A 25,731-nucleotide genomic window follows, 5' to 3' on the forward strand; every position below is an offset into this window, starting at 1 on the left:
TCCAAAAAAACGCCGGGACGATCTTCATGGCGAGCCCCGTCGAACATGCGAGCTTCCTGCCGCCGGTCCTGACCTTCCTGTCGGCGGCGGTGATCGGCGTGCCGATCTTCCGGCTGATCGGCCAGAGCGCCGTGCTGGGCTACCTCGTGGCCGGCGTGCTGATCGGGCCCTCCGGCCTGTCGCTGATCGCCGAACCGGAGACCGCCGCCAGCGTCGCCGAGATCGGCGTGGTGCTGCTGCTGTTCATCGTCGGGCTGGAGCTGCACCTGTCGCAGCTCGTCTCGATGCGGCGCGACATCTTCGGCCTGGGCACCGCGCAGCTCGTCGTCTGCGCCCTGGTGCTCGGCGGTGCCGGCATGCTGGCCGGCCTGAGCTTCGGGGCGGCCGCGGTGATCGGCCTCGCGCTCGCCCTCTCGGCCACCGCGGTGGCGCTGCAGCTCCTGGAGGAGCGGGGCGATCTGAACAGCGCCTACGGGGGGCGCGCCTTCGCGGTGCTGCTGTTCCAGGACCTCTCGGTGGTGGGCATCCTGGCCCTGATGCCGCTGCTCGCCTCGGCCGGCGGGGGGACCGACGCGTCCTGGCTGGGGGAGGCCGCGCTCTCCACCGGCAAGGCGCTCGGGGCGATCCTGACCGTGGTGCTGGTCGGCCGCTACGGCCTGAACCCGTTCTTCCGGCTGCTGGCCGCCAGCGGCGCCCGCGAGGTGATGACCGCCGCCGCCCTGCTGGTCGTGCTCGGCACGGCCCTGCTGATGGAGCAGGTCGGCCTGTCGATGGCGATGGGCGCGTTCCTCGCCGGGATCCTGCTCGCCGAGTCGAATTTCCGCCATCAGCTCGAGGCCGATATCGAGCCGTTCCGCGGCATGCTGCTCGGCCTGTTCTTCATGAGCGTCGGCATGTCGATCGACGGCCACCTCGTGCGCGAGGTCTGGCCGGCGCTGTTCGGGGCGACGCTCGCCGCCATCCTGGTGAAGGTCGCCCTGGTGGCGGGCCTGTTCCGGCTGTTCGGCTCGGATACGCTGGGCGCCCTGCGGGGTGCGGCGGTCCTGGCGCCGGCGGGCGAATTCGCCTTCGTGCTGCTGCCGCAGGCGGAGGATCTCGGCCTCACCGGCGCCACCGCGACGCGCTTCGCGGTGGCGCTCGCCGCGCTCACCATGCTGATCGGGCCGATCGCCGCCAAGGGCCTCGACAAGCTGATCGAGCGCCGCAACACGCGCAGCACCCAGGCGCTGGAGGAGCCCTCCACCGAGCTGGCAGAGAGCGGCGACGCGCGGGTCCTGGTGATCGGCTTCGGGCGGTTCGGGCAGTTGCTGACCCAGGTGCTCCTCGCCGAGGGCATCAACGCCACCGTCATCGACAAGGACGTGGAACAGCTGCGCGCGGCGTCGCGTTTCGGCTTCCGCATCTATTACGGCGACGGCACGCGGCTCGACGTGCTGCGCGCCGCCGGGATCGGCCGGGTCGAGCTGGTCTGCATCTGCGTCGACGATCGGGAGGGGGCCCTGAAGATCGTCGACATCGTGCACGAGGAATTTTCCGAGGTGCGCACCTACGTGCGGGCCTACGACCGCCTGCACGCGGTGGAGCTGATGAACCGGGACGTCGACTACCAGATCCGCGAGACCGCGGAATCCGCCCTCGCCTTCGGGCGCGCGGCGCTGGAGGCGCTCGGCCTGTCGCCGGAGGCCGCGGCGGCCCGGACCGACGACGTGCGCAAGCGCGACATCGCCCGCCTCGTCCTGCAGCAGGCGGGCGCCCTGCCGGACGGGTCCAGCTGGATGCGCGGGGCCGCGGCCGAGCTGAAGCCGGAGCCGCTGACCGTGCCGATCCGGCCCGCCCGGGCGCTCAGCACCGAGACCCGCGACCTCGTGGGCAGCGACCGGCGCGAGGCGGCCGAGCGTGTGCTCGAGAAGCCGGCGCTCGCCCCGCAGACGGTGGAGATCGAGGGCGATCCGGAGGCGGAGCTGGAGACGGAAGGCAGCATCCGGGATGCATGACGGCCACGCCCTCCCTCCCCCGCAGAGGGGGGAGGGGGAGCCGCGGAGCCGCGCGCGCCTGCCTTCCCCGACCGAGACGAGTGACTCCGCAAGCCCGTCCGAGACGGGCCGCTTCGTCACGGGCTCGATCCTCCGGCACGTGGTGGTGATGGGCGCCACCGGCTCGGTGGGGCTGATGGCGATCTTCGCCGTCGACCTGCTGTCGCTGCTCTACGTCTCGACTTTGGGCGATCCGAACCTCACCGCGGCGGTCGGCTTCGCCGGCATCGTGCAGTTCTTCGCCACCGCGGTGAATATCGGCCTGATGATCGCCGCGGGCGCCCTGGTGGGCAAGGCGGTGGGCGCGCACGATCCGGCCTCGGCGCGCCGCCTGTCGACCTCGGCGCTGGCGCTGGGCACCCTCGTCTCCACCCTGATCGCGGTTCTGATCGCGCTCTGCGCCGAGCCGCTCCTGACCCTGATCGGCGCCCGGGGCGAGGCCCTGCGGGTCGCCACCCTGTTCCTGCACATCACCCTGCCGTCGAACCCGCTGCTCGCCGCCGGCATGCTGTTCACCGGCCTGCTCCGGGCGGTCGGCGCGGCCGGGCAGGCGATGCTGGTTACGCTCGCCGGCGCTATGGTCACCGCGTTCCTTGACCCGCTGCTGATCTTCGCCGCCGGCCTCGGCGTGGAGGGCGCGGCGATCACAGTCTGCGTCGCGCGGGTGACCTTCGTGGCGGTGGGCCTGCGCGACGTCGCCCGGCACGGGCTCCTGGGCCGGCCCCGCGGCGCGGACCTCCGGGCCGATGCCCTCGCCCTGGCGGTCGTCGCGGGGCCGGCCATCCTCACCAACCTCGCGCCCTCGGCGGCCAGCGCCTTCCTGGCGCGTCTCTATGCCGGCTACGGGGCCGAAGCGGTCGCGGCCGCCTCGGTGATCGACCGCCTGACGCCGGTGGCGTTCTGCGGCCTGTTCGCCCTATCGGGGGCGATCGGGCCGATCCTCGCGCAGAACTGGGGGGCGGGCCGGTTCGACCGGATGCGCGGCGTCCTGCGCAATGCCGCCGGGGTGACGCTCGCCTACGCGAGCGTGGTCTGGCTCGCCCTGGCGCTCGGCCGCGGCCCGATCGCCACCCTGTTCGGCCTGCACGGCGTCGCGGCCGATCTGTTCGGCTTCTTCTGCCAGGTCGGCGGCGCGATCTGGTTCTTCAACGGCCTGCTGTTCCTGGGCAACGCCGCCTTCAACAACCTCGGCTTCCCCTTGCGCTCGACGCTGCTGAACTGGGGCCGGGCGACGCTGGGCACGATCCCGCCCGGCCTGCTCGGCGCGGCGCTCTACGGTCCCCGGGGCGTGGTCGCCGGCATGGGGCTCGGCTCGCTGGTCTTCGGGGTGCTGGGATTCCTGCTCGCGCGCCGCACGGTCGACCGGCTGGAGGGCGCAGGGCCGAACCTCCTGCCGACCTCGGGCACGCCGGAGGCGCCCCACCGCGCCGCGCCCCTGCCGGTGGGCCATGCCCATCCCGGCCCGGCGAGCTGAACGCGACGGTCGGGCTGCACTGAGCACAAGTAAACCGGGTAGGAACTGGTATTTCCCCGCGCAACGGGTCACGATGCTCTCCCCGGCCGGTCTGACCGGGCCAGGATCATGGCGTCATGTTCAACCCGCTCGAGATGTTCCAGGCCCAGGGCGATGCCGGGTTCCAGGCTTTGGGTCAGCCCTTCGGCCTGACGACCGAGCAGACGACCCGCGCCTTCGAGGCCCTGATGCCGGCCCTGACCCTCGGCCTCCAACGCAGCGTCGGCATGGATCCGGCCGGCCTCGCCCGGATGTTCGGCCTGCCCGACGCGTCGCGCCCCGCGGCACCGCAGGGGCTCGATGCCCTCAGCCAGATGTTCGGTTCGGCCCAGTTGCTGCAGGGGGTGCTGCAGCAGGCCTCGGCCACGAGCGGCGTCGGCGCGCAGGTGCTGCGCCAGATGCTGCCGATGATGGCGGGCGCCGTGGTGGCCAGCATCGTCCACGTGCTGCTGAACCAGCCGCAGCCCGCGCCCACTCAGGCGCGGGCCAGCGCGCCGCCCGCACCTGGGCCGTTCCCCTTCGGACCGGCCTGGGCCGAGATGGCCCGGACCTTCCTGCCCGCCGAGCCCCCGCCCCCCAAGCCGGCGCCCAAACCCGCGGCGAAGCCGGGCGAGGCCGGCTCGGACATGCTCCAGCAGATGCTGCGCACCGGGGCCGAGGTGCAGGGCAACAACATCCGGGCGATGCAGGACCTGTTCGAGACCTTTTGGCCGACGAAAGGCACGCCGGCCGAAGACCCCCGGGACAGGCAGGCCTCCCCGCCGTCCGAGCCGCAGGCCGCGAAGGCCAAGCGCGGGCGCCCGCCGCAGGGCGGGACCGGGTGACGCAGGGGCAAAGCCGCCGCGGCCGTTGACCCGGCGGATCCACGCCGCATCTCGTCGCCGACCGGCTGCGTTCTGTCGCCCGTGAGAGGCAACGATGACCAACCACCTGACCGCCTGGGACGACCGGGAGGAGAGCGTCGCAGCCAACGGCGTCGCCAAGCGCGCGATCCCGGGCGCGGGGGTGAGCCTCGTGCGGGTGGTGGTGCCGGCGGGCGTCGCGGCGCCGCGCCACAGCCATGACCACGAGCAGTTCGTGCAGGTCGTCTCGGGCTCCGGAACCCTGGAGACCGAACAGGGTCGCAAGCCGTTCACCACCGGCAGCGTGTTCCACTTTCCGGCCGGAACGTGGCATGCTGCCACATTTGAGACCGAGACGGTGCTGATCGAGACGAACCTCTCAACGCAGGGCTGACAAAGGTCCGGGCAACTGCGGAGTGCATCCGGCGCTAACCAGCCGGCGGCCCGCCGAGTTGTGCCTCAAGCCTCGTGACACTGTCCAATGTCTCGTGGGCATAACGAATGGCGTCTTCGCCGACGAGTAGATGGCCCTCTTGCGGGTCAAAGGCTATGCCACCCAACTGTCGTACGCAGGCAGCAACCGCAATCCAAACACCGGCGCAGCTGGAAAATGTTGCGAAATAAAACGCGTAGATACAAGCCCATGGGCCGCCGAAGCTTATCTCCGGATAGGTTTCGGTCAGATCCGAGAGTGGGATCACCGAGCATTCGAAACCGGCTTGGCGACCCTGCCATGTGGCCGGCAAATGGCCATGTGTGACCGGCGGGATTTGTTTTACTTGGAGCGTCAAGTCAAAACCGAGTGCATTGATAGCGTTCTGCCATTCTGTGACGCTAGACATTGGTCTTGCACAGAGTGCGTAAGCTTCCATGGTCATGGGATAACGACCTCAATCATGGCTGAAGAGAGCGACAAGTTCTTGACCGTGATTCCACGGCTCACATGTACTTCTATCACGGGAACGCTATCATCGACTCCGGCAGCTTCTCTCAACTCGCGCGCACGAGCAGGTGTCAATCGCGCATTGCCGGTCTTGAGATCCCAAATCGCTCGGATGGGTGCCGCCGCTGTTCGGCCATCACGAAGGATTACATCAGTGCGGACGCTTCCATCCAGCCCGTATCGTACAAGGTCGCCAGCGCTGAAGCTTTGCTCGATCCCATGCCTTCCGATGCCAGGCAGATTAAGTTCTCGCAACCGCGCCGCAACCTTTGTGTGAATGATAACTCCGTACAGGGCGCCCCGACCAGGATTAGTAATTTCAACAATTTCTCTCACAACGTCAATTATCGTATCCGTATTTCTATCGATCTTTGGATCGCCCGTCTTATCCTTTCGCGTAACGATAACAGTTCCGGCGCCTCCAGACCATCGGCCATCACTGCCGCGCGGCTGATCCTCCCTGAAGCCGGCCTTTACCTCAAGAAAATGCAAGGTGATGAAAGCAATACTAAGTCTTAGTTCAGCAATGGCATAATTCAAAGCCAGATCACGGTCTTGACTTTGCATGGTGACCTCGTCTGCCGAACGTTCACCTTTTATTCTATGAATTTTTTCTTATTGTCAAGCGATTCGAGGGATGCTTAGCAGCGCGTCCCTGATCGGTCAGAGACGAAGTTCCCCGACCTGCGGCAAATTATTCTTGGGCGCCGGCCAAAATGCCTGTGCTTGGCCAGAACGCCGGGCGCGTGTAGAAATCGCCGTTCGAACGCCCGCCCGTGCACGCCGACGAAAGGCCGGGCATCGCCCCTACCAGAACAGAGGCAGACCATGAGCGCCGGTACCGCCGCCGACAAGCACTTCTCCAACAGCTTCTTCGCCGCCCCCCTGACCGAGGCCGATCCCGAGATCGCCGAGGCGGTCGCCAAGGAACTCGGCCGCCAGCAGCACGAGATCGAGCTGATCGCCTCGGAGAACATCGTCTCCCGCGCCGTGCTCGAAGCGCAGGGCTCGGTGCTGACCAACAAGTACGCGGAAGGCTATCCGGGCCGGCGCTACTACGGCGGCTGTCAGTTCGTGGACATCGCCGAAGACCTCGCCATCGAGCGCGCCAAGCGCCTGTTCGACTGCGGCTTCGCCAACGTGCAGCCGAACTCGGGCTCCCAGGCCAACCAGGGCGTGTTCCTGGCCCTGATGCAGCCCGGCGACACGTTCCTCGGCCTCGACCTCGCGGCCGGCGGCCACCTGACGCACGGCGCCCCGCCGAACGTCTCGGGCAAGTGGTTCAAGCCGGTCTCCTACACGGTGCGCCGGGATGACCAGCGCATCGACATGGATCAGGTCGCCCAGCTCGCGCAGGAGCACAAGCCGAAGGTGATCATCGCCGGCGGCTCGGGCTACCCGCGCCACTGGGACTTCGCCAAGTTCCGCGAGATCGCCGACTCGGTCGGCGCCTACTTCATGGTCGACGCGGCGCACTTCGCCGGTCTGATCGCGGCCGGCGTCCATCCGTCGCCGTTCCCGCACGCCCACGTGGTCACCACCACCACGCACAAGACGCTCCGCGGCCCGCGCGGCGGCATGATCCTCACCAACGACGAGGCGCTGGCGAAGAAGTTCAACTCGGCGATCTTCCCCGGCCTCCAGGGCGGCCCGCTGATGCACGTCATCGCCGGCAAGGCGGTGGCCTTCGGCGAGGCGCTGAAGCCCGAGTTCAAGATCTACGCCCGTCAGGTGGTGGAGAACGCCAAGGCGCTCGCCGACACGCTGATGTCCGGGGGCTACGACATCACCTCGGGCGGTACCGACAACCACCTGATGCTGGTCGACCTGCAGCGTAAGGGGCTCACCGGCAAGGCCGCGGAGGCCGCCTTGTCGCGGGCCGATATCACCTGCAACAAGAACGGCGTGCCGTTCGACACGCAGAAGCCGACCATCACGTCGGGCATCCGGCTGGGCACCCCGGCCGGCACGTCGCGCGGCTTCGGCGTCGCCGAGTTCAAGCAGATCGGCGGCTTCATCGTCGAGGTGCTGGACGGGCTCGCCGCCAAGGGCGAGGCGGGCGACAGCGCGGTCGAGGCCGACGTCAAGCGCCGCGTCCACGCACTGACCGACCGGTTCCCGATCTACGGCTGAGGCGTGAGCGGGGCCGGTCTTTCGGGCCGGCCTCCGGTGGATTAGGAAACAGCCGCGGATCCGAACGGTCCGCGGCTGTTTCCATATCCGAGTATCAGATCCATGCGCTGTCCCTATTGCGGCGGCTCCGAGACCCAGGTGAAGGACTCGCGGCCCTCCGAGGACGGCGCCGCGATCCGGCGCCGCCGGGTCTGCCCGGACTGCGCCGGCCGCTTCACCACCTTCGAGCGGGTGCAGTTGCGCGAGGTCGTGGTACTCAAGCGCTCGGGCAAGCGCGTGCCCTTCGACCGGGACAAGCTCCAGCGCTCCATCGACGTGGCTCTGCGCAAGCGCGCCGTCGATCCGGAGCGGGTCGAGCGGCTGGTCAGCGGCATCACCCGGCAGCTCGAGAGCGCGGGCGAGCCGGAGGTGACCTCCGAGGCGATCGGCGAACTGGTGATGGCGGGGCTGAAGGGTCTCGACGATGTCGCCTACGTGCGCTTTGCCTCGGTCTACAAGAATTTCCGCGAGGCCAAGGACTTCGAGGATCTGCTCGGCACCCTCGGCGGCAGCCCGCTGCTGGCGGCGAAGGCGCCGCAGGTCGAGCCCGAGCCCGAACCGCCGCGCCGCCGCGCCGGACGCACATGAGCGATGACGGCACGTTCATGCGCCTCGCCCTGGCGCTCGGCCAGCGGGGACTCGGCACCACCTGGCCGAACCCGTCGGTGGGCGCCGTCGTGGTCGAGCCGGGCACGGGGCGCATCCGCGGGACCGGAGCGACCGCGCCGGGCGGGCGCCCGCACGGGGAACCCCTGGCGCTCGCCGCCGCGGGAGAGGCCGCCCGCGGCGCGACCCTCTACGTGACGCTCGAACCCTGCTCGCATCACGGCCGGACGCCGCCCTGCACGGACGCGATCCTGGCGGCCGGGATCGCCCGGGTGGTCAGCGCCCTGGAGGATCCCGATCCGCGGGTGGCGGGCCGCGGCCACGATCTCCTGCGTCAGGGGGGCGTGGCGGTCGAGACCGGGCTGATGCGCGCGGCGGCGGCCCGCGACCATATCGGCCACGTCACCCGGGTGACCCGGGGGCGCCCGGCCCTGCATCTGAAGCTCGCCCGCACCCGGGACGGCTTCTGCGCGGCGGCCGGGCCGGAACGCCTGCGGATCACCGGGCCGGTGGCGGACGGGGCGGTCCATCTCTGGCGGGCCCATGCCGACGCGATCCTGGTGGGCATCGGCACCGCCCGGGCCGACGATCCGTCGCTGACCGTGCGGCTGCCGGGCTTGTCCGGGCGCTCGCCCCTGCGGATCGTCCTCGACACGCATCTGCGGCTCTCGCCGGCCAGCGTGCTGGCGCGGACCGCCCGCGACACGCCGACCCTGGTGCTGACCACCCGCTCCGCCCCGGCCCATGCCCGGCGCGCGCTGGAGGCCCTGGGCGTCGAGGCCGCGACCGTGCCGGCGGATGCGGCCGGCGGGATCGATCTGCCGGCGGCGCTGGCCTATCTCGGCAGCCGCGGCCTGACCCGCCTGTGCAGCGAGGGCGGCCCCCGCCTTGCGGACGCGCTGGCGCGGGCCGATCTGATCGATACCTGCACGCTGATCACCGGGCCGGTCGCGCTCGGACCGGCCGGCGGCCTCCCGGCGCTGGGGCCGGCCCTGGCGGAGGCGCTGGCAAGCGACCGCTTCCGCGAGGCCGAACGGGCGCAATGCGGCCCCGACGAGGCCGTGACCTACGAACGCAACAGGATCTGAGCGATGTTCACGGGGTTGGTCAGCGATGTCGGCACGGTGGTCTCGGTCGCAGGCGAAGGCGACCTGCGCCGGATCGCCATTCGGGCGTCCTACGATCCGGCCGGCATCGCGCTCGGCGCCTCGATCGCGTGTTCCGGCCCGTGCCTCACGGCGGTCTCGGTCGAGCCGGCCGAGGGCGGCTGCGTCTTCGCGGTAGATGCCGCCGCCGAGACCCTGGCGCGGACCACCGTAGGCTCTTGGACCGCGGGGGCACGGATCAACCTCGAACGCTCGCTGAAGGTCGGCGACGAGCTCGGCGGCCATCTGGTCACCGGCCACGTGGACGGCCTCGCCGAGATCGTGGAGCGCACGAGCGTCACCGCGGGGGCCTGGGGGCCGAGCGAGCGCTTCACCCTGCAGGCGCCGGCCGGTCTGAAGAAATTCATCGCCGAGAAGGGCTCGGTCTGCCTCGACGGCACCTCGCTCACGGTGAACGTGGTTCAGGACGACCTGTTCTCGGTGCTGCTGATCCCGCACACGCTCCAGGTCACCACCTGGGGCGCGCGGCGCGCGGGGGATCGGCTCAACCTGGAGGTCGATCTGATCGCCCGCTACGCCGCCCGGCTCGCCGAGGCGCGGGCCTGATCGACCAGGGTTTCCAAAGGGCTGAAGCCCTTTGGCGGGTGTTCAGGGCAGAGCCCTGAGATGTTCACCCCGGCTCCGCCCTGGACCCGCGAAAGGTCTCGACCTTCAGACACCACGACTTGAGATGCGCAAGACCACGCGCTCCCGTCGAACAGGCATTCAGCGCGGCGGGATCGAGTAGGTGCCGGTGGCGTGGCAGACGAGATCGGGGTTACCCGCGGCGGAGATCAGAACCTCGCCGACCGCAAGCCGCCGGCCGAGCTTGAGCAGCCGGCACTCCGCCAGGAGATCGCCCGAGACGGGCTTGCGCAGGAAGTTGAAGGTCAGGCTGGTGGTCACGGCCAGCGCCACCGGGCCGATATTGGCGAGGATCGCCGCGTAGAGCGCGTAATCGGCCAGCGCCATCATGGCCGGCCCCGAGACCGTCGCGCCCGGGCGCAGGAAGCGCTCGTGCGCCTCCAGCCGCATCCGCGCCGAGAGCGGGCCGACCTCTTCGAGATGATAGGCGCGGCCGCCCGCCTGCATCTGCGGGAATTCGCGGTCGAGGAAGTCCTGCGTTTCGGCGAGGGTCAGGATCGTGGCGGTCATGCTTGTTTGCAGCGTGGGTTGAGGTGCGGGGCCATCGTCGGGCCTCCCATCCCACCTCCTCATCCTGAGGTGCCGGAGCGCAGCGCAGGCCTCGAAGGAGGGCTCCAGGGATCGCGCGGCCGGCTGGAGGGCTCCTTCGAGGCCCGCTGACGCGGGCATCTCAGGATGAGGGGTGCGGGTTGGACGATCGGCTTGCCGAACCGATCAGAAGAAGATCGGCCGCGCGCTGGCGGTGATCTCACCGAGCACCGTGCCGGTGGCCGGCTCGATCTCCTTGAGCACCACGTCGTAGCCCCAGAGGTCGGCGAGGTGCTGGAGCACCCGCTTGGCATCGTCCTTCTGAAGGGTGATCTTGTTGATCGCCTTGTGGTGCAGGATCAGGCGCCGGTCGCCTTCGAGATCGACGTCCACCACCTCGATGTCGGGATCGAGCCACGCCACGTCGTACTGGCGTGCGAAGGACCGGCGCATCTTGCGGTAGCCGCGCTCGTCGTGGATCGCCTCCACCCGCAGCTCCGGCTCCTCCGGGTCGTCGACCACGTGGAACAGGCGCAGGTCGCGCATCAGCTTGGGCGACAGGAACTGCTGGATGAAGCTCTCATCGCGGTAATTCTCCCAGCAATCGCGCAACACCGCCATGGGATCGCCGGTGCCGGCGATGTCGGGGAACCACGCCCGGTCCTCGTCGGTGGGCTGCTCGACGATGCGGGCGATGTCCTGCATCATCGCGAAGCCGATCGCGTAGGGGTTGTGGCCGCCGTAGGAACGATCGTCGTAGTTCGGCTGCCGGATGACGTTGGTGTGCGACTGCAGGAACTCGAGATAGGCGGCCTCGGTGATCTGCCCGGATTCCGAGAGGGCGTTCATGATCCGGTAGTGGCAGTAGGTGGCGCAGCCCTCGTTCATCACCTTGGTCTGCCGCTGAGGATAGAAGTACTGGGCGACCAAGCGCACGATCCGCAGGATCTCCCGCTGCCAGGGGCGAAGCCTGGGCGCGACCTTCTCCAGGAAATAGAGAATATTCTCCTGCGGCAGTTCGAGCAGCGCCTTGCGCCGTTCCGCCGCCACGTCCGGCCGGACCGTGCCGATCTTCTGCGGCAGGGTCCGCCAGAGGTCGTTGTAGATCTGCTCGCCGTGCTCGATCCGCTCGCGCTCGCGCCGCTGCTCGGAGGCGAGGTCGGGCCGCTTCTTGCGCGGGTAGCGGTGGACGCCCTGGCTCATCAGTGCGTGGGCGGCGTCGAGCACCTGCTCCACCGCCTGGTGGCCGTAGCGCTCCTCGCAGCGCGCGATGAAGCCTTTCGCAAAATCCAGGTAGTCCAGGATACCTTCCGCGTCGGTCCACTGCCGAAACAGATAATTGTTCTTGAAGAAGTGGTTGTGGCCGAAGGCGGCGTGCGCGATGACCAGCGTCTGCATGGTCGCCGTGTTCTCCTCCATCACGTAGGAGATGCACGGGTCGGAGTTGATGACGATCTCGTAGGCGAGCCCCATCAGGCCGCGGCGATAGCCGGCCTCGTGCTGGGCGAAGTGCTTGCCGAAGGACCAGTGCTTGTAGAACAGTGGCATGCCGATCGACGCGTAGGCGTCGAGCATCTGCTCGGCCGTGATGATCTCGATCTGGTTCGGATACCACGACAGGCCGAGTTGGGGCCCGGCGACAGCCTCGCAGGCGTCGTGGATGCGGCGGATGGTGTCGAAGTCCCAGTCGTTCCCGGTGAACAGGGGTTTCTGGCCACCCGAGATGATCTGGGGCGTGCGTGCCTTGACGAGCGTCATGCGGCCTCCCGATCGATTGTGTGCCTTCGGCCGTGGCGAGCCTTCACGCCTCCGCCTCGGCCTTCGCGTCCTTGCGGCCGAACAGCTCGCGGAAGACCGGGTAGATCTCCCGGCGGTGGTTGACCTTGCGCATGGCGATCGGCCCGCCCGCCTTGGCGATCGCCTCGTAGGTCCGCCACAGGGTGGTGCGGTGCTCCACGAAGCCGGCGCGGGGGCCGTTCTCGTCGCCGACCTCCAGATAGGCGAAGTGCTGGCAGGCCGGCAGGATGTGCGCGCGCAGGAGTTCCGTCGAGGTCGGCCCGTCCGAGGAGACGTTGTCGCCGTCGGACGCCTGGGCGGCGTAGATGTTCCAGTCGTTCGGGTCGTAGCGCTCGGCGATGATGCGCTTCATCTCGACCAGCGCCGACGACACCAGCGTGCCGCCGGTCTCCCGGGAGCCGAAGAACGTCTCCTCGTCCACCTCGGTCGCCCGGTCGGTGTGGCGGATGAACACGATCTCCACGTGACGGTAGCGGCGCGTCAGGAAGATGTGCAGCAGGATGTAGAACCGTTTGGCGAGATCCTTCATGTGCTCGGTCATCGAGCCGGACACGTCCATCAGGCAGAACATCACCGCCTGCGCGATCGGCCGCGGATAGGGCTCGAACCGGCGGAAGCGCAGGTCGATCGGATCGACATAGGGGATGCGCTTCGAGCGCTCGCGCAACCGGAACAGGGCCTCCTCCAGCTCCGAACGCTCCGTGTCGCCCTCGGCCAGAGCCTCGATCCGCGCCTCCAGCGCGGCGACCTCGTCGGGCTTCGGCCGCTTGAGGGCGATCCGCCGGGACATCGAGTTGCGCAGGGTGCGGGTGAGGGCGAGGTTCGCGGGCGACCCGGTCACCGTGTAGCCGGCCCGGCGCAATCCCTCGGTCTCCACGACGGCGAGGCGGCGCTTGGCCAGATCCGGCAGTTCGAGATCCTCCAGGAAGAGTTCCAGGAACTCCTCGCGGGTCAGCACGAAGCGGAACGCGTCCTCGCTGTTCTCGCCGCCCTCCCCGCCCTCGCCGGAGCCGCGCCCGCCCCCGCCGCCGGGCGGGCGCTCGATCGTGTCGCCCTCCACGTAGGTCTTGTTGCCCGGCAGGATGTGGTCCTGCAGGCCGGTGCCGGGCTGGCGGGAGAAGCGCGGCTCGCGCACGCCGTCGGCCGGCACGGTCACCCGGCCGTCCTTGCCCAGATCCTTGATGTCCTTCTCGCGGGCGGATTCGCGCACCGCCCGCTGGGCCACGTCCTTGACGCGGCGCAGGAAGCGCTGGCGGTTCGGGAGGCTCTTGCCGCCCGGATTCAAGCGTCGGTCGACGATGTGCATCCGCTGCGAAAACCCTCGTCCGCGTGTGCCGGCCGGGTCCCGACCCTTGTCGTACCATGCTGTTGCGGAAGGAATGGATCCTTCCCTTGCAGCAAGGCCGACATCCTCACCGGCCGGTCGTCCGAAACTGTGGCGGCGGAGGGTCGGAACGGGGCCCGGCCAGACCGAGCCCCGTCAGCCCTCAGCCGGCCTGCTTCACCCGCATGTACCATTCCACCAGGCGGCGGACCTGCCGCTCGGTATAGCCGCGCGCCACCATGCGCTCGACGAACTCGCCGTGCTTCTTCTCGGTGTCACCGTCCTTCTTGGAGCCGAAGGAGATCACCGGCAGCAGTTCCTCCACCTGGGAGAACATCCGCCGCTCGATCACCTCGCGCAGCTTCTCGTAGCTGGTCCAGCTCGGGTTGCGGCCGCCGTGCTGCGCCCGGGAGCGCAGGGCGAACTTCACCACCTCGTTGCGGAAATCCTTCGGGTTGGCGATGCCCGCCGGCTTCTCGATCTTGGTCAGCTCCTGGTTGAGGAGCTCCCGGTTCATCAGCTGGCCAGTCTCGGCGTCCTTGAAGTCCTGGTCCTCGATCCAGGCGTCGGCGTAATCGATGTACCGGTCGAACAGGTTCTGTCCGTAATCGTGGTACGATTCGAGGTAGGCCTTCTGGATCTCGTGACCGATGAACTCCGCGTAGCGCGGGGCCAGCTCGGTCTTGATGAATTCCAGGTACTTCTTTTCAGTCTCGGGCGGGAGCTGCTCGCGGCGCAGCGACTGCTCAAGCACGTACATCAGGTGCACCGGGTCGGCCGAGACCTCGGTGGTGTCGTGGTTGAAGGTCGCGGCCAGGACCTTGAAGGCGAAGCGGGTCGAGATCCCGTCCATGCCCTCGTCGACGCCGGCCGTGTCCTTGTATTCCTGCATCGAGCGGGCGCGGGGATCGACCTCGCGCAAGCTTTCGCCGTCATAGACCCGCATCTTCGAGAAGACGTTGGAATTGGCGTGCTCGCGCAGGCGGGACAGCACGGAGAACCGCGCCAGCATCTCCAGCGTGCCGGGGGCGCAGGCCGCGTCCGACAGCTCCGAGCCGGAGATCAGCTTCTCGTAGATCCGCTGCTCCTCGGTGACGCGCAGGCAGTACGGGACCTTGATCACGTAGATCCGGTCGATGAAGGCCTCGTTGTTCTTGTTGGTCTTGAAGGTCTGCCACTCGGCCTCGTTCGAGTGGGCCAGGATCACGCCGGTGAAGGGGATCGCGCCGATATTCTCGGTGCCGACATAGTTGCCCTCCTGCGTCGCGGTGAGCAGCGGGTGCAGCATCTTGATCGGCGCCTTGAACATCTCGACGAATTCGAGGATGCCCTGGTTCGCCCGGTTCAGCCCGCCCGAGTAGGAGTAGGCGTCGGGATCGGCCTGCGACAGGGTCTCCAGCCGGCGGATATCGACCTTGCCGACGAGCGAGGAGATGTCCTGGTTGTTCTCGTCGCCCGGCTCGGTCTTGGCGATGGCGATCTGGCGCAGGCGCGAGGGCCGGACCTTGATCACCTTGAAGCGCGAGATGTCGCCGTTGAACTCGTCGAGGCGCTTGAGCGCCCAGGGGCTCATCAGGCCGGTGAGGCGCCGGCGCGGAACGCCGTAGCGCCGCTGGATCTCCTCGCCCATGGTCTCGGGGTCGAACAGCCCGAGCGGGCTCTCGAAAACCGGCGAGACCTCATCCCCGGCCTTCAGGACGTAGACCGGATGGACCTCCATCAGGAGCTTCAGCCGCTCGGCGAGCGACGACTTGCCGCCGCCCACCGGACCCAGCAGGTAGAGGATCTGCTTGCGCTCCTCCAGCCCCTGCGCGGCGTGGCGGAAGAACGAGACGATCCGCTCGATCGTCTCCTCCATCCCGTAGAATTCGCGGAAGGCCGGGTAGGTCCGGATCGTCCGGTTCATGAAGATCCGGCCGAGGCGCGAATCCTTGGCGGTGTCCACGAATTCCGGCTCGCCGATCGCCGCCAGGATGCGCTCGGCGGCCGAGGCATACATCAGCGGCTCGTCGCGACAGGCTTCGAGATACTCGGAGAGTGTCATCTCCGTGTCGCGGCGGGCCTCGTAGCCTCGGGCGAAGCTCTGGAAAAGGTCGTTCGTCGCATGCATCGGCATTCGATAACCCTCTCAGACCGTGACAGCTTCATCCTGTCTCGGCTCGGATGCAACCGACAGGCCCGCTTTTGTCGCAGTGCGGCGAGCTTGGCGCCCGGCATGTCGATTGCATGCAACACTCTTCGCGCCTGAAGGCGGCGCGAACGAGAGCTTGAGCCGCCTCCGAGCGCGTGTCGAGACCTGCAAAACTGCGCAAGCCGCGCGGATGTTCGCAGCGACTCACAAATCGGTGCCCTCTTTCTTGGCATCGTCTCCGGATTTGGCACCGTTTGCACCGACCGTGATTTTCACGGTCTGCGTCTGGACTTGCCCGTCGGAGGCCTTCACCTCGAAGGTGACTTCGTCGGTGCCGGTGAAGCCGGCGTTGGGCTGGTAGAACAGCGCCTGGACCGCGGCCTCCTTGTTAGGGCAGCGATAGCTCGCCGGCGTCTTCAGCTTGCCGACCTTGGTGATCACCGAGCCGTTCTTCGGCGGGCCGGAGACCTTGAACTCGGGCATCGGGCCGGGGGAGCAGTCCTTCTTGAGGTTGGGGGCGATCTCGAGCCGCACCGTCTTGCCGGGGGCGACGGTCTTGGATCGGTTCGTCGAATTTTCAGCCAGCGCCGGCCCGGCCAAGGCCAGACTCCCTGCGAGCAGCGCGGCGAGCGGACGAAGGGCGATCATGGCAGCGTCTCTCCGGTGCCGAGGCGGGCGCGATCTCCGGAAAACGCTCCGGGTGCCCCTTGCGTCGGTTCAGAGCATGTGGGGACGCCCGGCGCGGGCGTCGAGAGCCCCGGGACACGGATGCACTCTGCCTAATTCTGGAGCACCGCCGCCACGATCCCGGTGACGCGGGCGATCTGCGCGGCATCGAACTCGCCCGCCAGGGCGGCGTGGAGGCGCGCCTCGACGCGGGCGCGCTCGCCGGCATCGGCGATCGGCGCGGAGGGGATCTCGTCCTCGGCGAGGCGGCAGACGCGGCGGATCGCCTCCGCGGCCGTGAGCAGCTTCGCCCGGTCGGCCGGTCCCATCTCCCAGAGCGGATGGCGCAGGCGGCTGATCACGCGTTTGGCGTCGCGGTACTCCCGGTCGACGCTGGTGGCGGCCTCGATCTGGCTAACGAGGAACATGAGGTCCAGCATCTCCCCGGCCGCCTGCGGGCAGGTGCGGACGATCCGCATGAGACGGGCCATCAGTTCCTGGCTGGGCGACAGCTTGGATGGGGGCGTGGCCATGCGGGCGACAACGCGGGGTCCTGGCGAAAGTTCGCCCGGGCCCTGCAAGGCTTCGGCCGTGCCCGCGCGCGGCGCTTTAGGCCTCCGGATCCGGGGGCGTGCACAGCGTGTCCAGCAGGGCGCGGCAGGCGCGCATCTCCTCCAGGGCTGAGGCCAGGGCCGCGCGGTCCGAATCCGCGAAGGCGCCGGTATCCGCCTCCTGGACCAGGGGCTCGGCCGCCACGGCCTCGCCGCGGCCCACCGCCTGGACGAATCGGACGCCGTTCTCCTTGAGCACCCGCTGCGCCCCCGCGATGGTGTAGCGCTGCACGTGCAGGAGCTGGCGGATGCCGGCGACGAGTTCGATATCCTGCGGCCGGTAGTAGCGCCGCCCGCCCGCGCGCTTGACCGGGCGGATCTGGCCGAAGCGGGTCTCCCAGAAGCGCAGCACGTGCTGGGGCACGTCGAGTTCCTCGGCGACCTCGCTGATCGTGCGGAACGCGTGGGCGCTCTTCTCGCCGGTTTCCGGGATGTGTGCGGCGGCGAGGGCTGGCGGCATGGGGGTTCAGCGGCGGTCCGGCGGATCGCCCGATCTTGCCGGGTCACGGGGCCAAGCTCAAGCCTGTTCGGCGCCACAAGCGGATCGCGCCGCTTGTGGCGCCGGCCGCTTCGGTCTAACCGTCCTCCCCTCGCGGGCGCCCCGTGCCGCCTGCCGACCCCCGAAAACCCGGCCGGACGAGAGCCATGGTCGCCCATATCCGCGCCGACGCGGCGCAGAAGCTCCAGGACCCGGCGCTCGCCGGGGCCCGCATCCTCGTGGTCGAGGCGCGCTACTACGAGTCCATCGCGGATGAGCTCCTGGCCGGCGCCCGCGCGGCGATCGAGGCGGCCGGCGCGCGCGCGACCGTGGTGACGGTGGCGGGCGCCCTGGAGATCCCCGCCACCGTGGCGATCCTGCTCGACGCGCAGGCCTACGACGCCGTGGTGGCGCTGGGCTGCGTGATCCGCGGCGAGACCGGGCACTACGACATCGTGGCCGGCGAGAGCGCCCGGGCGCTGATGGATCTCTCGGTCGACCGCCGGATCCCCCTCGGCAACGGCATTCTCACGGTGGAAACCGAGGCGCAGGCGCTCGCCCGCGCCCGGGTGGCCGAGATGAACAAGGGCGGCGGCGCGGCCGAGGCGGCGCTCGGGGTGCTCGCCCTCAAGCGCGCCGCGGACGCCGCGCGCCCGCGATGACGGATACCACCATGACCGGGACCACCGACACGAAGCCCGAGACGGCCAAGGCGATCAGCCCGCGCACCGGAGCCCGCCTCGCCGTGGTGCAGGCGCTCTACGAGATGGACGTGTCCGGCAAGGGCGTCCTCGACGCGCTCGCCGAGTTCGAGGCGTTCTGGATCGGCCAGGAGGTCGACGGGATCACGCATCCCCAGGCCGAGACCGCCTTCTTCCGCGACCTCCTGCGCGGGGCCGTCGCGGAACAGCGGGCGATCGACCCGAAGCTCGATCAGGCCTTGGCCCAGGGCTGGCCGCTCCGGCGGATCGAGATCGTGCTCCGGGCGATCCTGCGGGCGGGGGCCTACGAGCTGATGTTCCGGCCGGACGTGCCGGCGGCGGCGGCGATCTCGGAATATGTCGACGTCGCCCACAGCTTCTATCCCGGCGACGAGCCGGGCCTCGTCAACGCGGTGCTCGACCGGCTCGCCCGGGAGGTTCGGCCCGGCGAGGTCGGAGCCCCGAAGACCTCCGGCAAGCCGGGCTCGTCCCGGCCGCTGCCCGGAAAGCCGGCGCCCGGGAAGGCCTGACCCGTGGCCGGCCCGGTCCGCGCCTCCGAGGAGGGGCTGATCGCCCGCTACTTCGCCCCGCTGGCCGGGCCGGGCGCCGACGGGCTCCGGGACGACGCCGCGACGCTCACCCCCTCCCCGGGCCACGACCTCGTCCTCACCGCGGACGCCATCGTGGCGAGGATCCACTTTTTCCCGGACGATCCGCCCGCCTCGATCGCCCGCAAGGCGCTCGGCGTGAATTTGTCCGACATCGCCGCCAAGGGCGCGGTGCCGCGGGGCTTTCTCCTGACGTTGGCGCTGCCCGACGACTGGACCGAGGACTGGCTCGCCGGTTTCTCGGCCGGGCTCGGCGCGGCGGCCGCGGAGGCGGACTGCCCGCTGCTCGGCGGCGACACGGTGCGCTCCGGCGGCCCGGCGCTGATCGGCGTCACCCTGATCGGCGAGGTGCCGACCGGCGCGATCGTCCGGCGCCAGACCGCGCGCATCGGCGACCGGATCTGCGTCACCGGCACGATCGGCGACGCGGCCCTCGGCCTGCGGCTGCGCCTGGAACCGCAGGCGTCCTGGGCGGCCGGCCTCGATCCGGGGCTGCGGGCGGTGCTCGCCGACCGATACCTGCACCCGCGCCCGCGCCTCGCCGCGGCCGCGGCGGTGCGCCGCCACGCCACCGCCGCCATGGACGTGTCGGACGGGCTCGCGGGCGACCTCGCCAAGATGCTGGGCGAGGGGCGAAGCGCCCGGATCGACGTGGCCGCGGTGCCGCTCTCGGAGGCGGCGCGGCGCGCCTGCGCGGCGGATCCGGGTTTGGTCGACGTCGCTCTGACGGGCGGCGACGATTACGAGATCCTCTGCACGGTGGCGCCGGGGGGCCTCGGTGCGTTCCGCGCCGAGGCGGAGTCCGCCGGGGTGCCGCTGACCGCCATCGGCACCGTCACCGCGGGGGAGGATCCGCCCCGGTTCGAGACGGCGGATGGCGCGGCGCGCGCGTTCGCCGCCGGGTCGTTCAGCCACTTCTGAGTGCCACCGCCATCAGGGACGGTTGGGGCTGCCGTCGTCCACTTCTGGCCAAGCCCCACCGACGGAGGCGGGACGGAACGTGACCTCGCCGTGGGCGCGGGCATCGGGATCCGGCACGACCAGTCGGCCGTCCGGCCCGAGGGCCATGCAGCCTACGGTCTCGGGTATCTCGGACACAAGGCGCGGGAGAAGATCTCGCGCTTCAGCCACAGCCTGGAGGAAGCTGCGCTTGAGGGCGACCGGATCGAGTTCGCCCTCAAGGACGATGCCGGCACGAAGTTCCGCCAAGCTGTAGCCGGAGTTCCTGACCGCCTCGTCCAACACGAGCTCGGGTGTCATCCCGGCATCCTTCCCGAGCACCGCCCAGGCAAGTGTCACGCGCGGAAAACCCCGCTCGTGGAATCGAACGACATCGTAGTAGTCGCGGGGCGCGCGGCGCCCAGCCAGCGCCAGGAGTTTGTTCAGAGCGACATCGATGTCGTGAAGCCGCCAGCCGAAATCGGCATCCTGGATCGCCGGGAAGAATCGGACCGCGGTGTCGTGCGTCCAGTCGAGGAGAACCGACTCTCCGTCCCGCTCGGCCACGGCCTCTACGAAGCCGGTCTGGAGCCGGCTGGCGGAGGTCGGGGTCACGACGTAGCCCGCAGCCTTCAAGGTGGCTGCATCTTCGCCGAAGGAGACCCGTACGGCATCGGCCGTCTGATGCTCGATACGAAGTCACTGGAGATGCGGGCCCCATCTCGATTCGCGACAGTGCCTCCGGTGAAGACGCTATCCGGCGACCGGTTGCCTGCGAGATGGGTCAGCACCTTGCGCTGGAACGGTGTCAACGCCATCGCTCGCTCCCGAGGCCTCGCGGAGTGCTTTTTCGATGCGGGCTGCGACGGTCCATCCCCGGCGGCCACCGTATGTGCGCAGCCTGCCGACCACCAATCGGGCGTTCTCGATCGGATCGGGCAGGACGGGGGCGTTCCAGAAGCAGCTGACGCCGAACTCCGCACGCGCCTCCTCGGCTGCTGCGACGAGTTCCGCGAAAGGGTCACGGACGCCGCCCGGACACGGGGGAATCGTCCCGCGCGCGACGACGCGCCGGTCACCGATATCGTCGTGATCTCCGTTCGGGACCTCGATCCCGGCCATGCTGAAACCTACGAATCGGATTGGCCTTCCACAGTCGATATCGTCGAGTCGGGAGCCAGCCGCCCACGCGGGCTCCACGACATCCACCGGATGACCCGCCCCGTGGTGGACCCGCGCACAGACACATATCCCGCCTCGGCCAACCCCGCATTTGCACGATAATTCCAAGTTGGCCGCGTCGAACCATGCAGACGGCACGGTCCGAGCTGCCACGCCCCAAACGTGGCGTTTGCGCTCTGCGGCGAAGTTTGGCAATCAAGGCCTTGTTCTGGGAAGGAAAGCCCCGGATCCGAGCACCGCGTCCCATGGCCGTCGTTCGGCGGTCAAGCTCGACAAGCACAAGCCCACGCCAGGCACGATAATAACAAGGACGGTCGCATGATTCCCCTGAGTCTGATCATCGTGGGCGGGCTCTGCGCCATCGCCTACGGCATCGTCACGATCCTCGACGTGATGCGGCGCGATGCCGGCACCCAGCGCATGCAGGAGATCGCCGCCGCCATCGCGGAGGGCGCCCAGGCCTATCTCCGGCGGCAGTACACGACCATCGGCCTCGTCGGCGTCGTCCTGTTCGTCCTCCTTGCCGTGTTCCTCGGCCTGAAGGTCGCCATCGGCTTCCTGATCGGCGCCGTCCTGTCGGGCGCGGCCGGCTTCATCGGCATGAACGTCTCGGTACGGGCCAACGTCCGCACCGCCCAAGCCGCCTCGACCTCGCTGGGCGGCGGCCTCGACGTGGCCTTCAAGTCGGGGGCGGTGACCGGGATGCTGGTCGCCGGCCTCGCGCTGCTCGGCGTCGCCCTCTACTACCTCGTCCTCACCCGCGGCGCCGGCCTCGACCCGTCGAGCCGCGAGGTGATCGACGCGCTGGTGGCTCTGGGCTTCGGCGCCTCGCTGATCTCGATCTTCGCGCGGCTGGGCGGCGGCATCTTCACCAAGGGGGCGGATGTCGGCGGCGACCTCGTCGGCAAGGTCGAGGCCGGGATCCCGGAGGACGACCCGCGCAACCCCGCCACCATCGCCGACAACGTCGGCGACAATGTCGGCGACTGCGCCGGCATGGCGGCCGACCTGTTCGAGACCTACGCGGTGACGATCGTGGCCACCATGGTGCTGGCCGCGATCTTCTTCTCCGGCCCCACCGGCAGCGGCCGGGACGTGCTGGAACCGATGATGCTCTACCCGCTGGCCATCGGGTCGGCCTGCATCCTCACCTCCATCGCGGGCACCTACGCGGTGCGGCTCGGCGCCAACCAGTCGATCATGGGCGCGCTCTACAAGGGCCTGATCGCCGCGGGCGTGCTGTCGATCGCGGCCATCGCCGCCGTCAACATGACGCTGCTCGGCGGCTTCTCCACCACCTTCACCACCTCGACCGGCGTCACCTTCACCTCGGCCGGCCTGTTCGGCTGCGCGGTGATCGGGCTCGCCATCACGGCGCTGATCGTGGTGATCACCGAGTACTACACCGGCACCAACTTCCGGCCGGTGAAGTCGATCGCCGACGCCTCGGTGACCGGGCACGGCACCAACGTGATCCAGGGGCTGGCGATCTCGCTGGAATCCACGGCGCTGCCGGCGATCGTGATCGTGGCCGGCATCATCAGCACCTACGCGCTCGCCGGCCTGTTCGGCATCGCCATCGCGGTCACCGCCATGCTGGCGCTCGCGGGCTTCATCGTGGCCCTCGACGCCTTCGGGCCGGTCACCGACAACGCCGGCGGCATCGCCGAGATGGCGGGCCTGCCCAAGGACGTGCGCAAGTCGACCGACGCGCTGGATGCGGTCGGCAACACCACCAAGGCGGTGACCAAGGGCTACGCGATCGGCTCGGCGGGCCTCGGCGCGCTGGTGCTGTTTGCCGCCTACACGTCCGACCTGAACTACTTCATCGCCAATGCGAGCCCGACGCAGTACCGCTTCTTCCAGGGCGTCAGCGTCGATTTCTCGCTCTCGAATCCGTACGTGGTTGTGGGGCTGCTGCTCGGCGGCCTGATCCCGTTCCTGTTCGCCGGCATCGCCATGACGGCGGTCGGCCGCGCGGCCGGCGCGGTGGTCGAGGAGGTGCGCCGCCAGTTCCGGGAGAAGCCCGGGATCATGCAGGGCACGGATAGGCCGGATTACGGCCGGGCGGTCGACATGCTGACCCGCGCGGCGATCAAGGAGATGATCGTGCCCTCGCTGCTGCCGGTCCTGTCGCCGGTGGTGCTGTTCTTCGTGATCCAGCTCATCGCGGGCAAGAACCAGGCCTTCGCCACGGTGGGCGCGAGCCTGCTCGGCGTGATCCTGACCGGCCTCTACGTGGCGATCTCGATGACCTCGGGCGGCGGCGCCTGGGACAACGCCAAGAAGTACATCGAGGACGGCCACCACGGCGGCAAGGGCTCCGACGCCCACAAGGCCGCCGTGACCGGCGACACGGTCGGCGACCCCTACAAGGACACCGCCGGCCCCGCCGTGAACCCGGCGATCAAGATCACCAACATCATCGCCCTGCTGCTGCTGGCGGTGCTGGCGCATAGCTGAGAGAGATGTCGCCCGCGGCGGGGTTCTCGGACCCCGCCGCGGCGGCCGCCTTGCCCGGAACATCGACCGTGCCGGGATCGACGACGACGGATGACCGGCGGGCTTCGTGGTCCCGGGGAGTCGCGCTATGCTCGGCGGGCGTCACGGCCTGCGCTTCGGGATCCTGTCATGACTGAGGGAGAACGCTTCGTCGGCAGCCTACCGGTGAAGCTGGACTTCCACGATCGCAGCAAGCGTCGGTCGTATGATGTGACGCGGCGTGTCGCTGCCCACCTCGTCGACAATCCCGCTCTGGTCGAGCACGGCAGGGCTTACCTCGAGCGATGCGTGCGCCCCGACCCTGCGCAGGCTCGTTATTACGCCCTGTGGGTGGAACTCCTCCGTCGGGATGTCCGGCAGATCGTCCGGCAGATGCTGGAGGATACCCCGCAGGGAGACCTGCTGCGCGACACGCAGCCGGTCTTCGTCGTGATCTCACCCGAGGAGCGGAGGCCGCCTCGCGACATAGAACGGCGTTGAGGGAGCGTGCCGGGGATCTCCTCAGATGATGCGCAGAGACAGGCTCGACCACATCCTGCGAGCGGCCGGCGCAGTGACGGGCCAGCATCGGTTCGTGCTGGTCGGTTCAGCCGTCGTCCTGATTCGATGCCGGAACATCCCCGGTGACATGCTGCTGACCCCCGAGGCGGATCTCTACGTGCCCGACGTGCTGGATGCGGAGGCGTTGTCCGACACCATCGAGGCCAATATCGGCCAGGGATCGAGCTTCCACCAGAAGTACGGCTACTATTGTGACGGCGTCTCCGCCGGAACGGCCGTGATGCCGATGGACTGGGTGGAGCGCGCCACCCTGTACGAAAGTGCCGGCTGTCCCGGCATCTCGGTGACCGTACCGGATCCCACCGACGTGGCCCTGGCCAAGGCTGTGGCCTGGAGGGAGAAGGACCGGACTTGGCTGGCATCCGGCCTCCGGTCGAAGCTCTTCGCGCTCGACGCGATGGCGGCCCATCTTCCTCGGATGCCCCCGTCCGCTCCCGGATCGGCCGAAATGAAGCGCCGGCTCGGGTGGCTCGCCGCGGAATGCGCGCTGCCGTTCGATCCAACGTGGTGACCTGCTGAGTTCAGCGGCGGTTCCGCCATGTGCGCCCCCGCACGGCGCCGCCGGCGTTATTGCGCTGCACCTTGGCATCGCCGCGCCGCAGCGCCACCTCGGCGCCGGAACGAAACGGACGCGGCCCGCGCCGCACCAGCACGAGGTATCCCATGCCGTCCCTGCTCGACCCGATCCGCATCGGCGCCATCGAGGCGAAGAACCGGATCTTCATGGCCCCGCTCACCCGCGGCCGCGGCACACGCGAGCACGTGCCGACCCCGATCATGGCCGAGTATTACGCCCAGCGCGCCAGCGCCGGCCTGATCCTCACCGAGGCCACCGGCATCTCCCAGGAGGGCCTCGGCTGGCCCTACGCCCCGGGCATCTGGTCCGACGCCCAGGTCGATGCGTGGCGGCCGATCGTGAAGGCCGTCCACGACAAGGGCGGCAAGATCGTCTGCCAGATCTGGCACATGGGCCGGATGGTCCATCCGGACTTTCTGGGCGGCGCCAAGCCCGTCTCGTCTTCCGCCACGACGGCGCCGGATCAGGCCCACACCTACGCGGGCAAGAAGCCCTACGCCGAGGCCCGCGCCCTGGAGGTCGCCGAGATCCCGCGGCTGCTGGCCGATTACGAGCGCGCCACCGCCAACGCCCTGGCGGCCGGCTTCGACGGGGTGCAGATCCACGCGGCGAACGGCTACCTGATCGACGAGTTCCTGCGCGACGGCACCAACCACCGCACCGACCAGTACGGCGGCTCCATCGAGAACCGCGTGCGGCTGCTGCGCGAGGTGACCGAGGCGGTGTCGAAGGTGGCGGGGTCTGAGCGCACCGGCGTGCGCCTGTCGCCCAACGGCGCGATCCAGGGGTGCAACGATTCGAACCCCGAGCCGCTGTTCGTGGCCGCCGCCCAGGCGCTGGCGGATCTCGACATCGCGTTCCTGGAGATGCGCGAGCCGGGTCCGGACGGGACCTTCGGCAAGGCCGATCATCCGCCGATCGCCCCGGCGATGCGGCGCGTGTTCCGCAACCCGATGATCCTCAACGCCGACTATGACGGCATCAGCGGCCAGAAGGCGCTGGATGCCGGGCAGGCGGACGCCATCGCGTTCGGGCGCACCTTCATCGCCAACCCCGATCTCGTCGAGCGGATCGCCAAGGGCGCACCGCTCAACACCGACGAGGCGGCCACCTGGTACAGCCAGGGCCCGAAGGGCTACATCGATTACCCGACGCTGGGGCAGGCCCGCGCCGCGTAGGGCCCGGCTTGATCGGCCGCCGCGCCCGTCGCGGGCGCGGCGCGTCAGT

27 protein-coding genes are annotated in these 25,731 nt (G+C 69.4%); 16 read left to right on the top strand and 11 right to left on the bottom strand.

Annotation, left to right across the window (positions count from 1 at the left end):
- Positions 1-26: 26 nt before the first annotated feature.
- From MKK75_RS15405 to MKK75_RS15420, 4 genes are all read left to right on the top strand, one after another.
- Positions 27-1,994, top strand: a complete 1,968-nt coding sequence (locus MKK75_RS15405; protein ID WP_244043425.1) for a monovalent cation:proton antiporter-2 (CPA2) family protein — start codon at positions 27-29, stop codon at positions 1,992-1,994.
- Positions 1,987-3,507 carry an MATE family efflux transporter gene (locus tag MKK75_RS15410; RefSeq protein WP_244043426.1) on the top strand — a complete coding sequence of 507 codons (1,521 nt, stop codon included), beginning with the start codon at positions 1,987-1,989 and terminating at the stop codon, positions 3,505-3,507. The genes MKK75_RS15405 and MKK75_RS15410 overlap by 8 nt, the downstream gene beginning before the upstream one ends.
- Before the next feature lie 116 nt (positions 3,508-3,623).
- Positions 3,624-4,370 carry a DUF937 domain-containing protein gene (locus MKK75_RS15415; protein WP_244043427.1) on the top strand — a complete coding sequence of 249 codons (747 nt, stop codon included), beginning with the start codon at positions 3,624-3,626 and terminating at the stop codon, positions 4,368-4,370.
- Between the two features lie 94 nt (positions 4,371-4,464).
- Positions 4,465-4,782, top strand: coding sequence for a cupin domain-containing protein (locus MKK75_RS15420; protein WP_244043428.1), 318 nt, complete (start codon positions 4,465-4,467; stop codon positions 4,780-4,782).
- A gap of 34 nt (positions 4,783-4,816) precedes the next feature.
- Here the strand turns inward: MKK75_RS15420 and MKK75_RS15425 are convergent, their stop codons facing one another.
- On the bottom strand, positions 4,817-5,266 hold the full coding sequence (locus MKK75_RS15425; RefSeq protein ID WP_244043429.1) for a hypothetical protein: 450 nt from the start codon (positions 5,264-5,266) through the stop codon (positions 4,817-4,819).
- Complete coding sequence (locus MKK75_RS15430) at positions 5,263-5,898, bottom strand: hypothetical protein (RefSeq protein ID WP_244043430.1); 636 nt, start codon at positions 5,896-5,898, stop codon at positions 5,263-5,265. The genes MKK75_RS15425 and MKK75_RS15430 overlap by 4 nt, the downstream gene beginning before the upstream one ends.
- Before the next feature lie 261 nt (positions 5,899-6,159).
- Here MKK75_RS15430 and glyA point away from each other — a divergent pair, with 261 nt between their 5' ends.
- The 4 genes from glyA (at position 6,160) to MKK75_RS15450 (ending at position 9,821) form a co-directional block, all read left to right on the top strand.
- Complete coding sequence (gene glyA / locus MKK75_RS15435) at positions 6,160-7,464, top strand: serine hydroxymethyltransferase (protein ID WP_244043431.1); 1,305 nt, start codon at positions 6,160-6,162, stop codon at positions 7,462-7,464.
- Positions 7,465-7,566: 102 nt separating this feature from the next.
- Complete coding sequence (nrdR, locus tag MKK75_RS15440) at positions 7,567-8,091, top strand: transcriptional regulator NrdR (protein WP_244043432.1); 525 nt, start codon at positions 7,567-7,569, stop codon at positions 8,089-8,091.
- Positions 8,088-9,197, top strand: coding sequence for a bifunctional diaminohydroxyphosphoribosylaminopyrimidine deaminase/5-amino-6-(5-phosphoribosylamino)uracil reductase RibD (ribD, locus tag MKK75_RS15445; protein WP_244043433.1), 1,110 nt, complete (start codon positions 8,088-8,090; stop codon positions 9,195-9,197). The genes nrdR and ribD overlap by 4 nt, the downstream gene beginning before the upstream one ends.
- A gap of 3 nt (positions 9,198-9,200) precedes the next feature.
- On the top strand, positions 9,201-9,821 hold the full coding sequence (locus tag MKK75_RS15450) for a riboflavin synthase (protein WP_244043434.1): 621 nt from the start codon (positions 9,201-9,203) through the stop codon (positions 9,819-9,821).
- 159 nt (positions 9,822-9,980) lie between these two features.
- Here the strand turns inward: MKK75_RS15450 and MKK75_RS15455 are convergent, their stop codons facing one another.
- The 7 genes from MKK75_RS15455 to MKK75_RS15485 all read right to left on the bottom strand — a co-directional run bounded on the left by MKK75_RS15455 (position 9,981) and on the right by MKK75_RS15485 (position 17,416).
- Positions 9,981-10,409, bottom strand: coding sequence for a PaaI family thioesterase (locus MKK75_RS15455; RefSeq protein ID WP_244043435.1), 429 nt, complete (start codon positions 10,407-10,409; stop codon positions 9,981-9,983).
- Positions 10,410-10,613: 204 nt separating this feature from the next.
- Positions 10,614-12,185 (bottom strand): SpoVR family protein, encoded by a 1,572-nt coding sequence (locus MKK75_RS15460; RefSeq protein ID WP_244043436.1) that lies wholly within the window; start codon positions 12,183-12,185, stop codon positions 10,614-10,616.
- A 43-nt stretch (positions 12,186-12,228) separates the two neighbouring features.
- Positions 12,229-13,530 (bottom strand): YeaH/YhbH family protein, encoded by a 1,302-nt coding sequence (locus tag MKK75_RS15465; protein ID WP_244043437.1) that lies wholly within the window; start codon positions 13,528-13,530, stop codon positions 12,229-12,231.
- Between the two features lie 181 nt (positions 13,531-13,711).
- Positions 13,712-15,664: a PrkA family serine protein kinase gene (locus MKK75_RS15470; RefSeq protein ID WP_244043438.1), complete on the bottom strand. Its 1,953-nt coding sequence runs from the start codon at positions 15,662-15,664 to the stop codon at positions 13,712-13,714.
- 219 nt (positions 15,665-15,883) lie between these two features.
- Positions 15,884-16,327, bottom strand: coding sequence for a cadherin-like domain-containing protein (locus MKK75_RS15475; RefSeq protein WP_244043439.1), 444 nt, complete (start codon positions 16,325-16,327; stop codon positions 15,884-15,886).
- Positions 16,328-16,458: 131 nt separating this feature from the next.
- Positions 16,459-16,878 carry a hypothetical protein gene (locus MKK75_RS15480; protein WP_244043440.1) on the bottom strand — a complete coding sequence of 140 codons (420 nt, stop codon included), beginning with the start codon at positions 16,876-16,878 and terminating at the stop codon, positions 16,459-16,461.
- A gap of 76 nt (positions 16,879-16,954) precedes the next feature.
- Positions 16,955-17,416, bottom strand: a complete 462-nt coding sequence (locus MKK75_RS15485; RefSeq protein ID WP_244043441.1) for a MerR family transcriptional regulator — start codon at positions 17,414-17,416, stop codon at positions 16,955-16,957.
- Between the two features lie 185 nt (positions 17,417-17,601).
- Between MKK75_RS15485 and ribH the strand changes: the two genes are divergently transcribed.
- Genes ribH through thiL form a run of 3 tightly spaced genes read left to right on the top strand, consistent with a single transcriptional unit; the run spans position 17,602 to position 19,664 of the window.
- Positions 17,602-18,096 (top strand): 6,7-dimethyl-8-ribityllumazine synthase, encoded by a 495-nt coding sequence (gene ribH, locus MKK75_RS15490; protein ID WP_244043442.1) that lies wholly within the window; start codon positions 17,602-17,604, stop codon positions 18,094-18,096.
- Positions 18,097-18,107: 11 nt separating this feature from the next.
- On the top strand, positions 18,108-18,665 hold the full coding sequence (gene nusB / locus MKK75_RS15495) for a transcription antitermination factor NusB (RefSeq protein WP_244043443.1): 558 nt from the start codon (positions 18,108-18,110) through the stop codon (positions 18,663-18,665).
- A 3-nt stretch (positions 18,666-18,668) separates the two neighbouring features.
- Positions 18,669-19,664 (top strand): thiamine-phosphate kinase, encoded by a 996-nt coding sequence (thiL, locus tag MKK75_RS15500; protein WP_244043444.1) that lies wholly within the window; start codon positions 18,669-18,671, stop codon positions 19,662-19,664.
- 12 nt (positions 19,665-19,676) lie between these two features.
- Here thiL and MKK75_RS15505 read toward each other — a convergent pair whose 3' ends face one another.
- Positions 19,677-20,318 (bottom strand): hypothetical protein, encoded by a 642-nt coding sequence (locus tag MKK75_RS15505; protein ID WP_244043445.1) that lies wholly within the window; start codon positions 20,316-20,318, stop codon positions 19,677-19,679.
- Between the two features lie 48 nt (positions 20,319-20,366).
- Between MKK75_RS15505 and MKK75_RS15510 the strand changes: the two genes are divergently transcribed.
- From MKK75_RS15510 to MKK75_RS15525, 4 genes are all read left to right on the top strand, one after another.
- Positions 20,367-20,966, top strand: coding sequence for a hypothetical protein (locus MKK75_RS15510; RefSeq protein WP_244043446.1), 600 nt, complete (start codon positions 20,367-20,369; stop codon positions 20,964-20,966).
- 216 nt (positions 20,967-21,182) lie between these two features.
- The gene (locus MKK75_RS15515; RefSeq protein WP_244043447.1) at positions 21,183-23,327 is read left to right on the top strand and encodes a sodium-translocating pyrophosphatase; all 2,145 of its coding nucleotides are present in this window, start codon (positions 21,183-21,185) and stop codon (positions 23,325-23,327) included.
- A 168-nt stretch (positions 23,328-23,495) separates the two neighbouring features.
- Positions 23,496-23,846 (top strand): hypothetical protein, encoded by a 351-nt coding sequence (locus MKK75_RS15520; protein ID WP_244043448.1) that lies wholly within the window; start codon positions 23,496-23,498, stop codon positions 23,844-23,846.
- A gap of 25 nt (positions 23,847-23,871) precedes the next feature.
- A complete protein-coding gene (locus MKK75_RS15525) occupies positions 23,872-24,438 on the top strand; it encodes a DUF6036 family nucleotidyltransferase (protein ID WP_244043449.1) in 567 nt (188 codons plus the stop codon).
- Positions 24,439-24,448: 10 nt separating this feature from the next.
- On the opposite strand, the gene MKK75_RS15530 is transcribed toward MKK75_RS15525, so the two are convergent.
- Complete coding sequence (locus tag MKK75_RS15530) at positions 24,449-24,592, bottom strand: hypothetical protein (RefSeq protein WP_244043450.1); 144 nt, start codon at positions 24,590-24,592, stop codon at positions 24,449-24,451.
- On the opposite strand from MKK75_RS15530, the gene MKK75_RS15535 reads away from it, so the two are divergent.
- Positions 24,591-25,682, top strand: a complete 1,092-nt coding sequence (locus MKK75_RS15535) for an alkene reductase (protein ID WP_244043451.1) — start codon at positions 24,591-24,593, stop codon at positions 25,680-25,682. The genes MKK75_RS15530 and MKK75_RS15535 overlap by 2 nt on opposite strands.
- Positions 25,683-25,731: the final 49 nt, after the last annotated feature.

The organism is Methylobacterium sp. J-030 (genome assembly GCF_022829545.1).
Lineage (GTDB): Bacteria > Pseudomonadota > Alphaproteobacteria > Rhizobiales > Beijerinckiaceae > Methylobacterium.

What these genes read in the sequence shown, in the direction of transcription:
- MKK75_RS15405 (WP_244043425.1), top strand. Translation starts at nt 27, where the DNA reads ATGGCGAGCCCCGTCGAACATGCGAGCTTCCTGCCGCCGGTCCTGACC.
- MKK75_RS15410 (WP_244043426.1), top strand. Translation starts at nt 1,987, where the DNA reads ATGCATGACGGCCACGCCCTCCCTCCCCCGCAGAGGGGGGAGGGGGAG.
- MKK75_RS15415 (WP_244043427.1), top strand. Translation starts at nt 3,624, where the DNA reads ATGTTCAACCCGCTCGAGATGTTCCAGGCCCAGGGCGATGCCGGGTTC.
- MKK75_RS15420 (WP_244043428.1), top strand. Translation starts at nt 4,465, where the DNA reads ATGACCAACCACCTGACCGCCTGGGACGACCGGGAGGAGAGCGTCGCA.
- MKK75_RS15425 (WP_244043429.1), bottom strand. Translation starts at nt 5,266, where the DNA reads ATGACCATGGAAGCTTACGCACTCTGTGCAAGACCAATGTCTAGCGTC.
- MKK75_RS15430 (WP_244043430.1), bottom strand. Translation starts at nt 5,898, where the DNA reads ATGCAAAGTCAAGACCGTGATCTGGCTTTGAATTATGCCATTGCTGAA.
- glyA (WP_244043431.1), top strand. Translation starts at nt 6,160, where the DNA reads ATGAGCGCCGGTACCGCCGCCGACAAGCACTTCTCCAACAGCTTCTTC.
- nrdR (WP_244043432.1), top strand. Translation starts at nt 7,567, where the DNA reads ATGCGCTGTCCCTATTGCGGCGGCTCCGAGACCCAGGTGAAGGACTCG.
- ribD (WP_244043433.1), top strand. Translation starts at nt 8,088, where the DNA reads ATGAGCGATGACGGCACGTTCATGCGCCTCGCCCTGGCGCTCGGCCAG.
- MKK75_RS15450 (WP_244043434.1), top strand. Translation starts at nt 9,201, where the DNA reads ATGTTCACGGGGTTGGTCAGCGATGTCGGCACGGTGGTCTCGGTCGCA.
- MKK75_RS15455 (WP_244043435.1), bottom strand. Translation starts at nt 10,409, where the DNA reads ATGACCGCCACGATCCTGACCCTCGCCGAAACGCAGGACTTCCTCGAC.
- MKK75_RS15460 (WP_244043436.1), bottom strand. Translation starts at nt 12,185, where the DNA reads ATGACGCTCGTCAAGGCACGCACGCCCCAGATCATCTCGGGTGGCCAG.
- MKK75_RS15465 (WP_244043437.1), bottom strand. Translation starts at nt 13,530, where the DNA reads ATGCACATCGTCGACCGACGCTTGAATCCGGGCGGCAAGAGCCTCCCG.
- MKK75_RS15470 (WP_244043438.1), bottom strand. Translation starts at nt 15,664, where the DNA reads ATGCCGATGCATGCGACGAACGACCTTTTCCAGAGCTTCGCCCGAGGC.
- MKK75_RS15475 (WP_244043439.1), bottom strand. Translation starts at nt 16,327, where the DNA reads ATGATCGCCCTTCGTCCGCTCGCCGCGCTGCTCGCAGGGAGTCTGGCC.
- MKK75_RS15480 (WP_244043440.1), bottom strand. Translation starts at nt 16,878, where the DNA reads ATGGCCACGCCCCCATCCAAGCTGTCGCCCAGCCAGGAACTGATGGCC.
- MKK75_RS15485 (WP_244043441.1), bottom strand. Translation starts at nt 17,416, where the DNA reads ATGCCGCCAGCCCTCGCCGCCGCACACATCCCGGAAACCGGCGAGAAG.
- ribH (WP_244043442.1), top strand. Translation starts at nt 17,602, where the DNA reads ATGGTCGCCCATATCCGCGCCGACGCGGCGCAGAAGCTCCAGGACCCG.
- nusB (WP_244043443.1), top strand. Translation starts at nt 18,108, where the DNA reads ATGACCGGGACCACCGACACGAAGCCCGAGACGGCCAAGGCGATCAGC.
- MKK75_RS15510 (WP_244043446.1), top strand. Translation starts at nt 20,367, where the DNA reads ATGCTCGATACGAAGTCACTGGAGATGCGGGCCCCATCTCGATTCGCG.
- MKK75_RS15515 (WP_244043447.1), top strand. Translation starts at nt 21,183, where the DNA reads ATGATTCCCCTGAGTCTGATCATCGTGGGCGGGCTCTGCGCCATCGCC.
- MKK75_RS15520 (WP_244043448.1), top strand. Translation starts at nt 23,496, where the DNA reads ATGACTGAGGGAGAACGCTTCGTCGGCAGCCTACCGGTGAAGCTGGAC.
- MKK75_RS15525 (WP_244043449.1), top strand. Translation starts at nt 23,872, where the DNA reads ATGATGCGCAGAGACAGGCTCGACCACATCCTGCGAGCGGCCGGCGCA.
- MKK75_RS15535 (WP_244043451.1), top strand. Translation starts at nt 24,591, where the DNA reads ATGCCGTCCCTGCTCGACCCGATCCGCATCGGCGCCATCGAGGCGAAG.
- MKK75_RS15530 (WP_244043450.1), bottom strand. Translation starts at nt 24,592, where the DNA reads ATGGGATACCTCGTGCTGGTGCGGCGCGGGCCGCGTCCGTTTCGTTCC.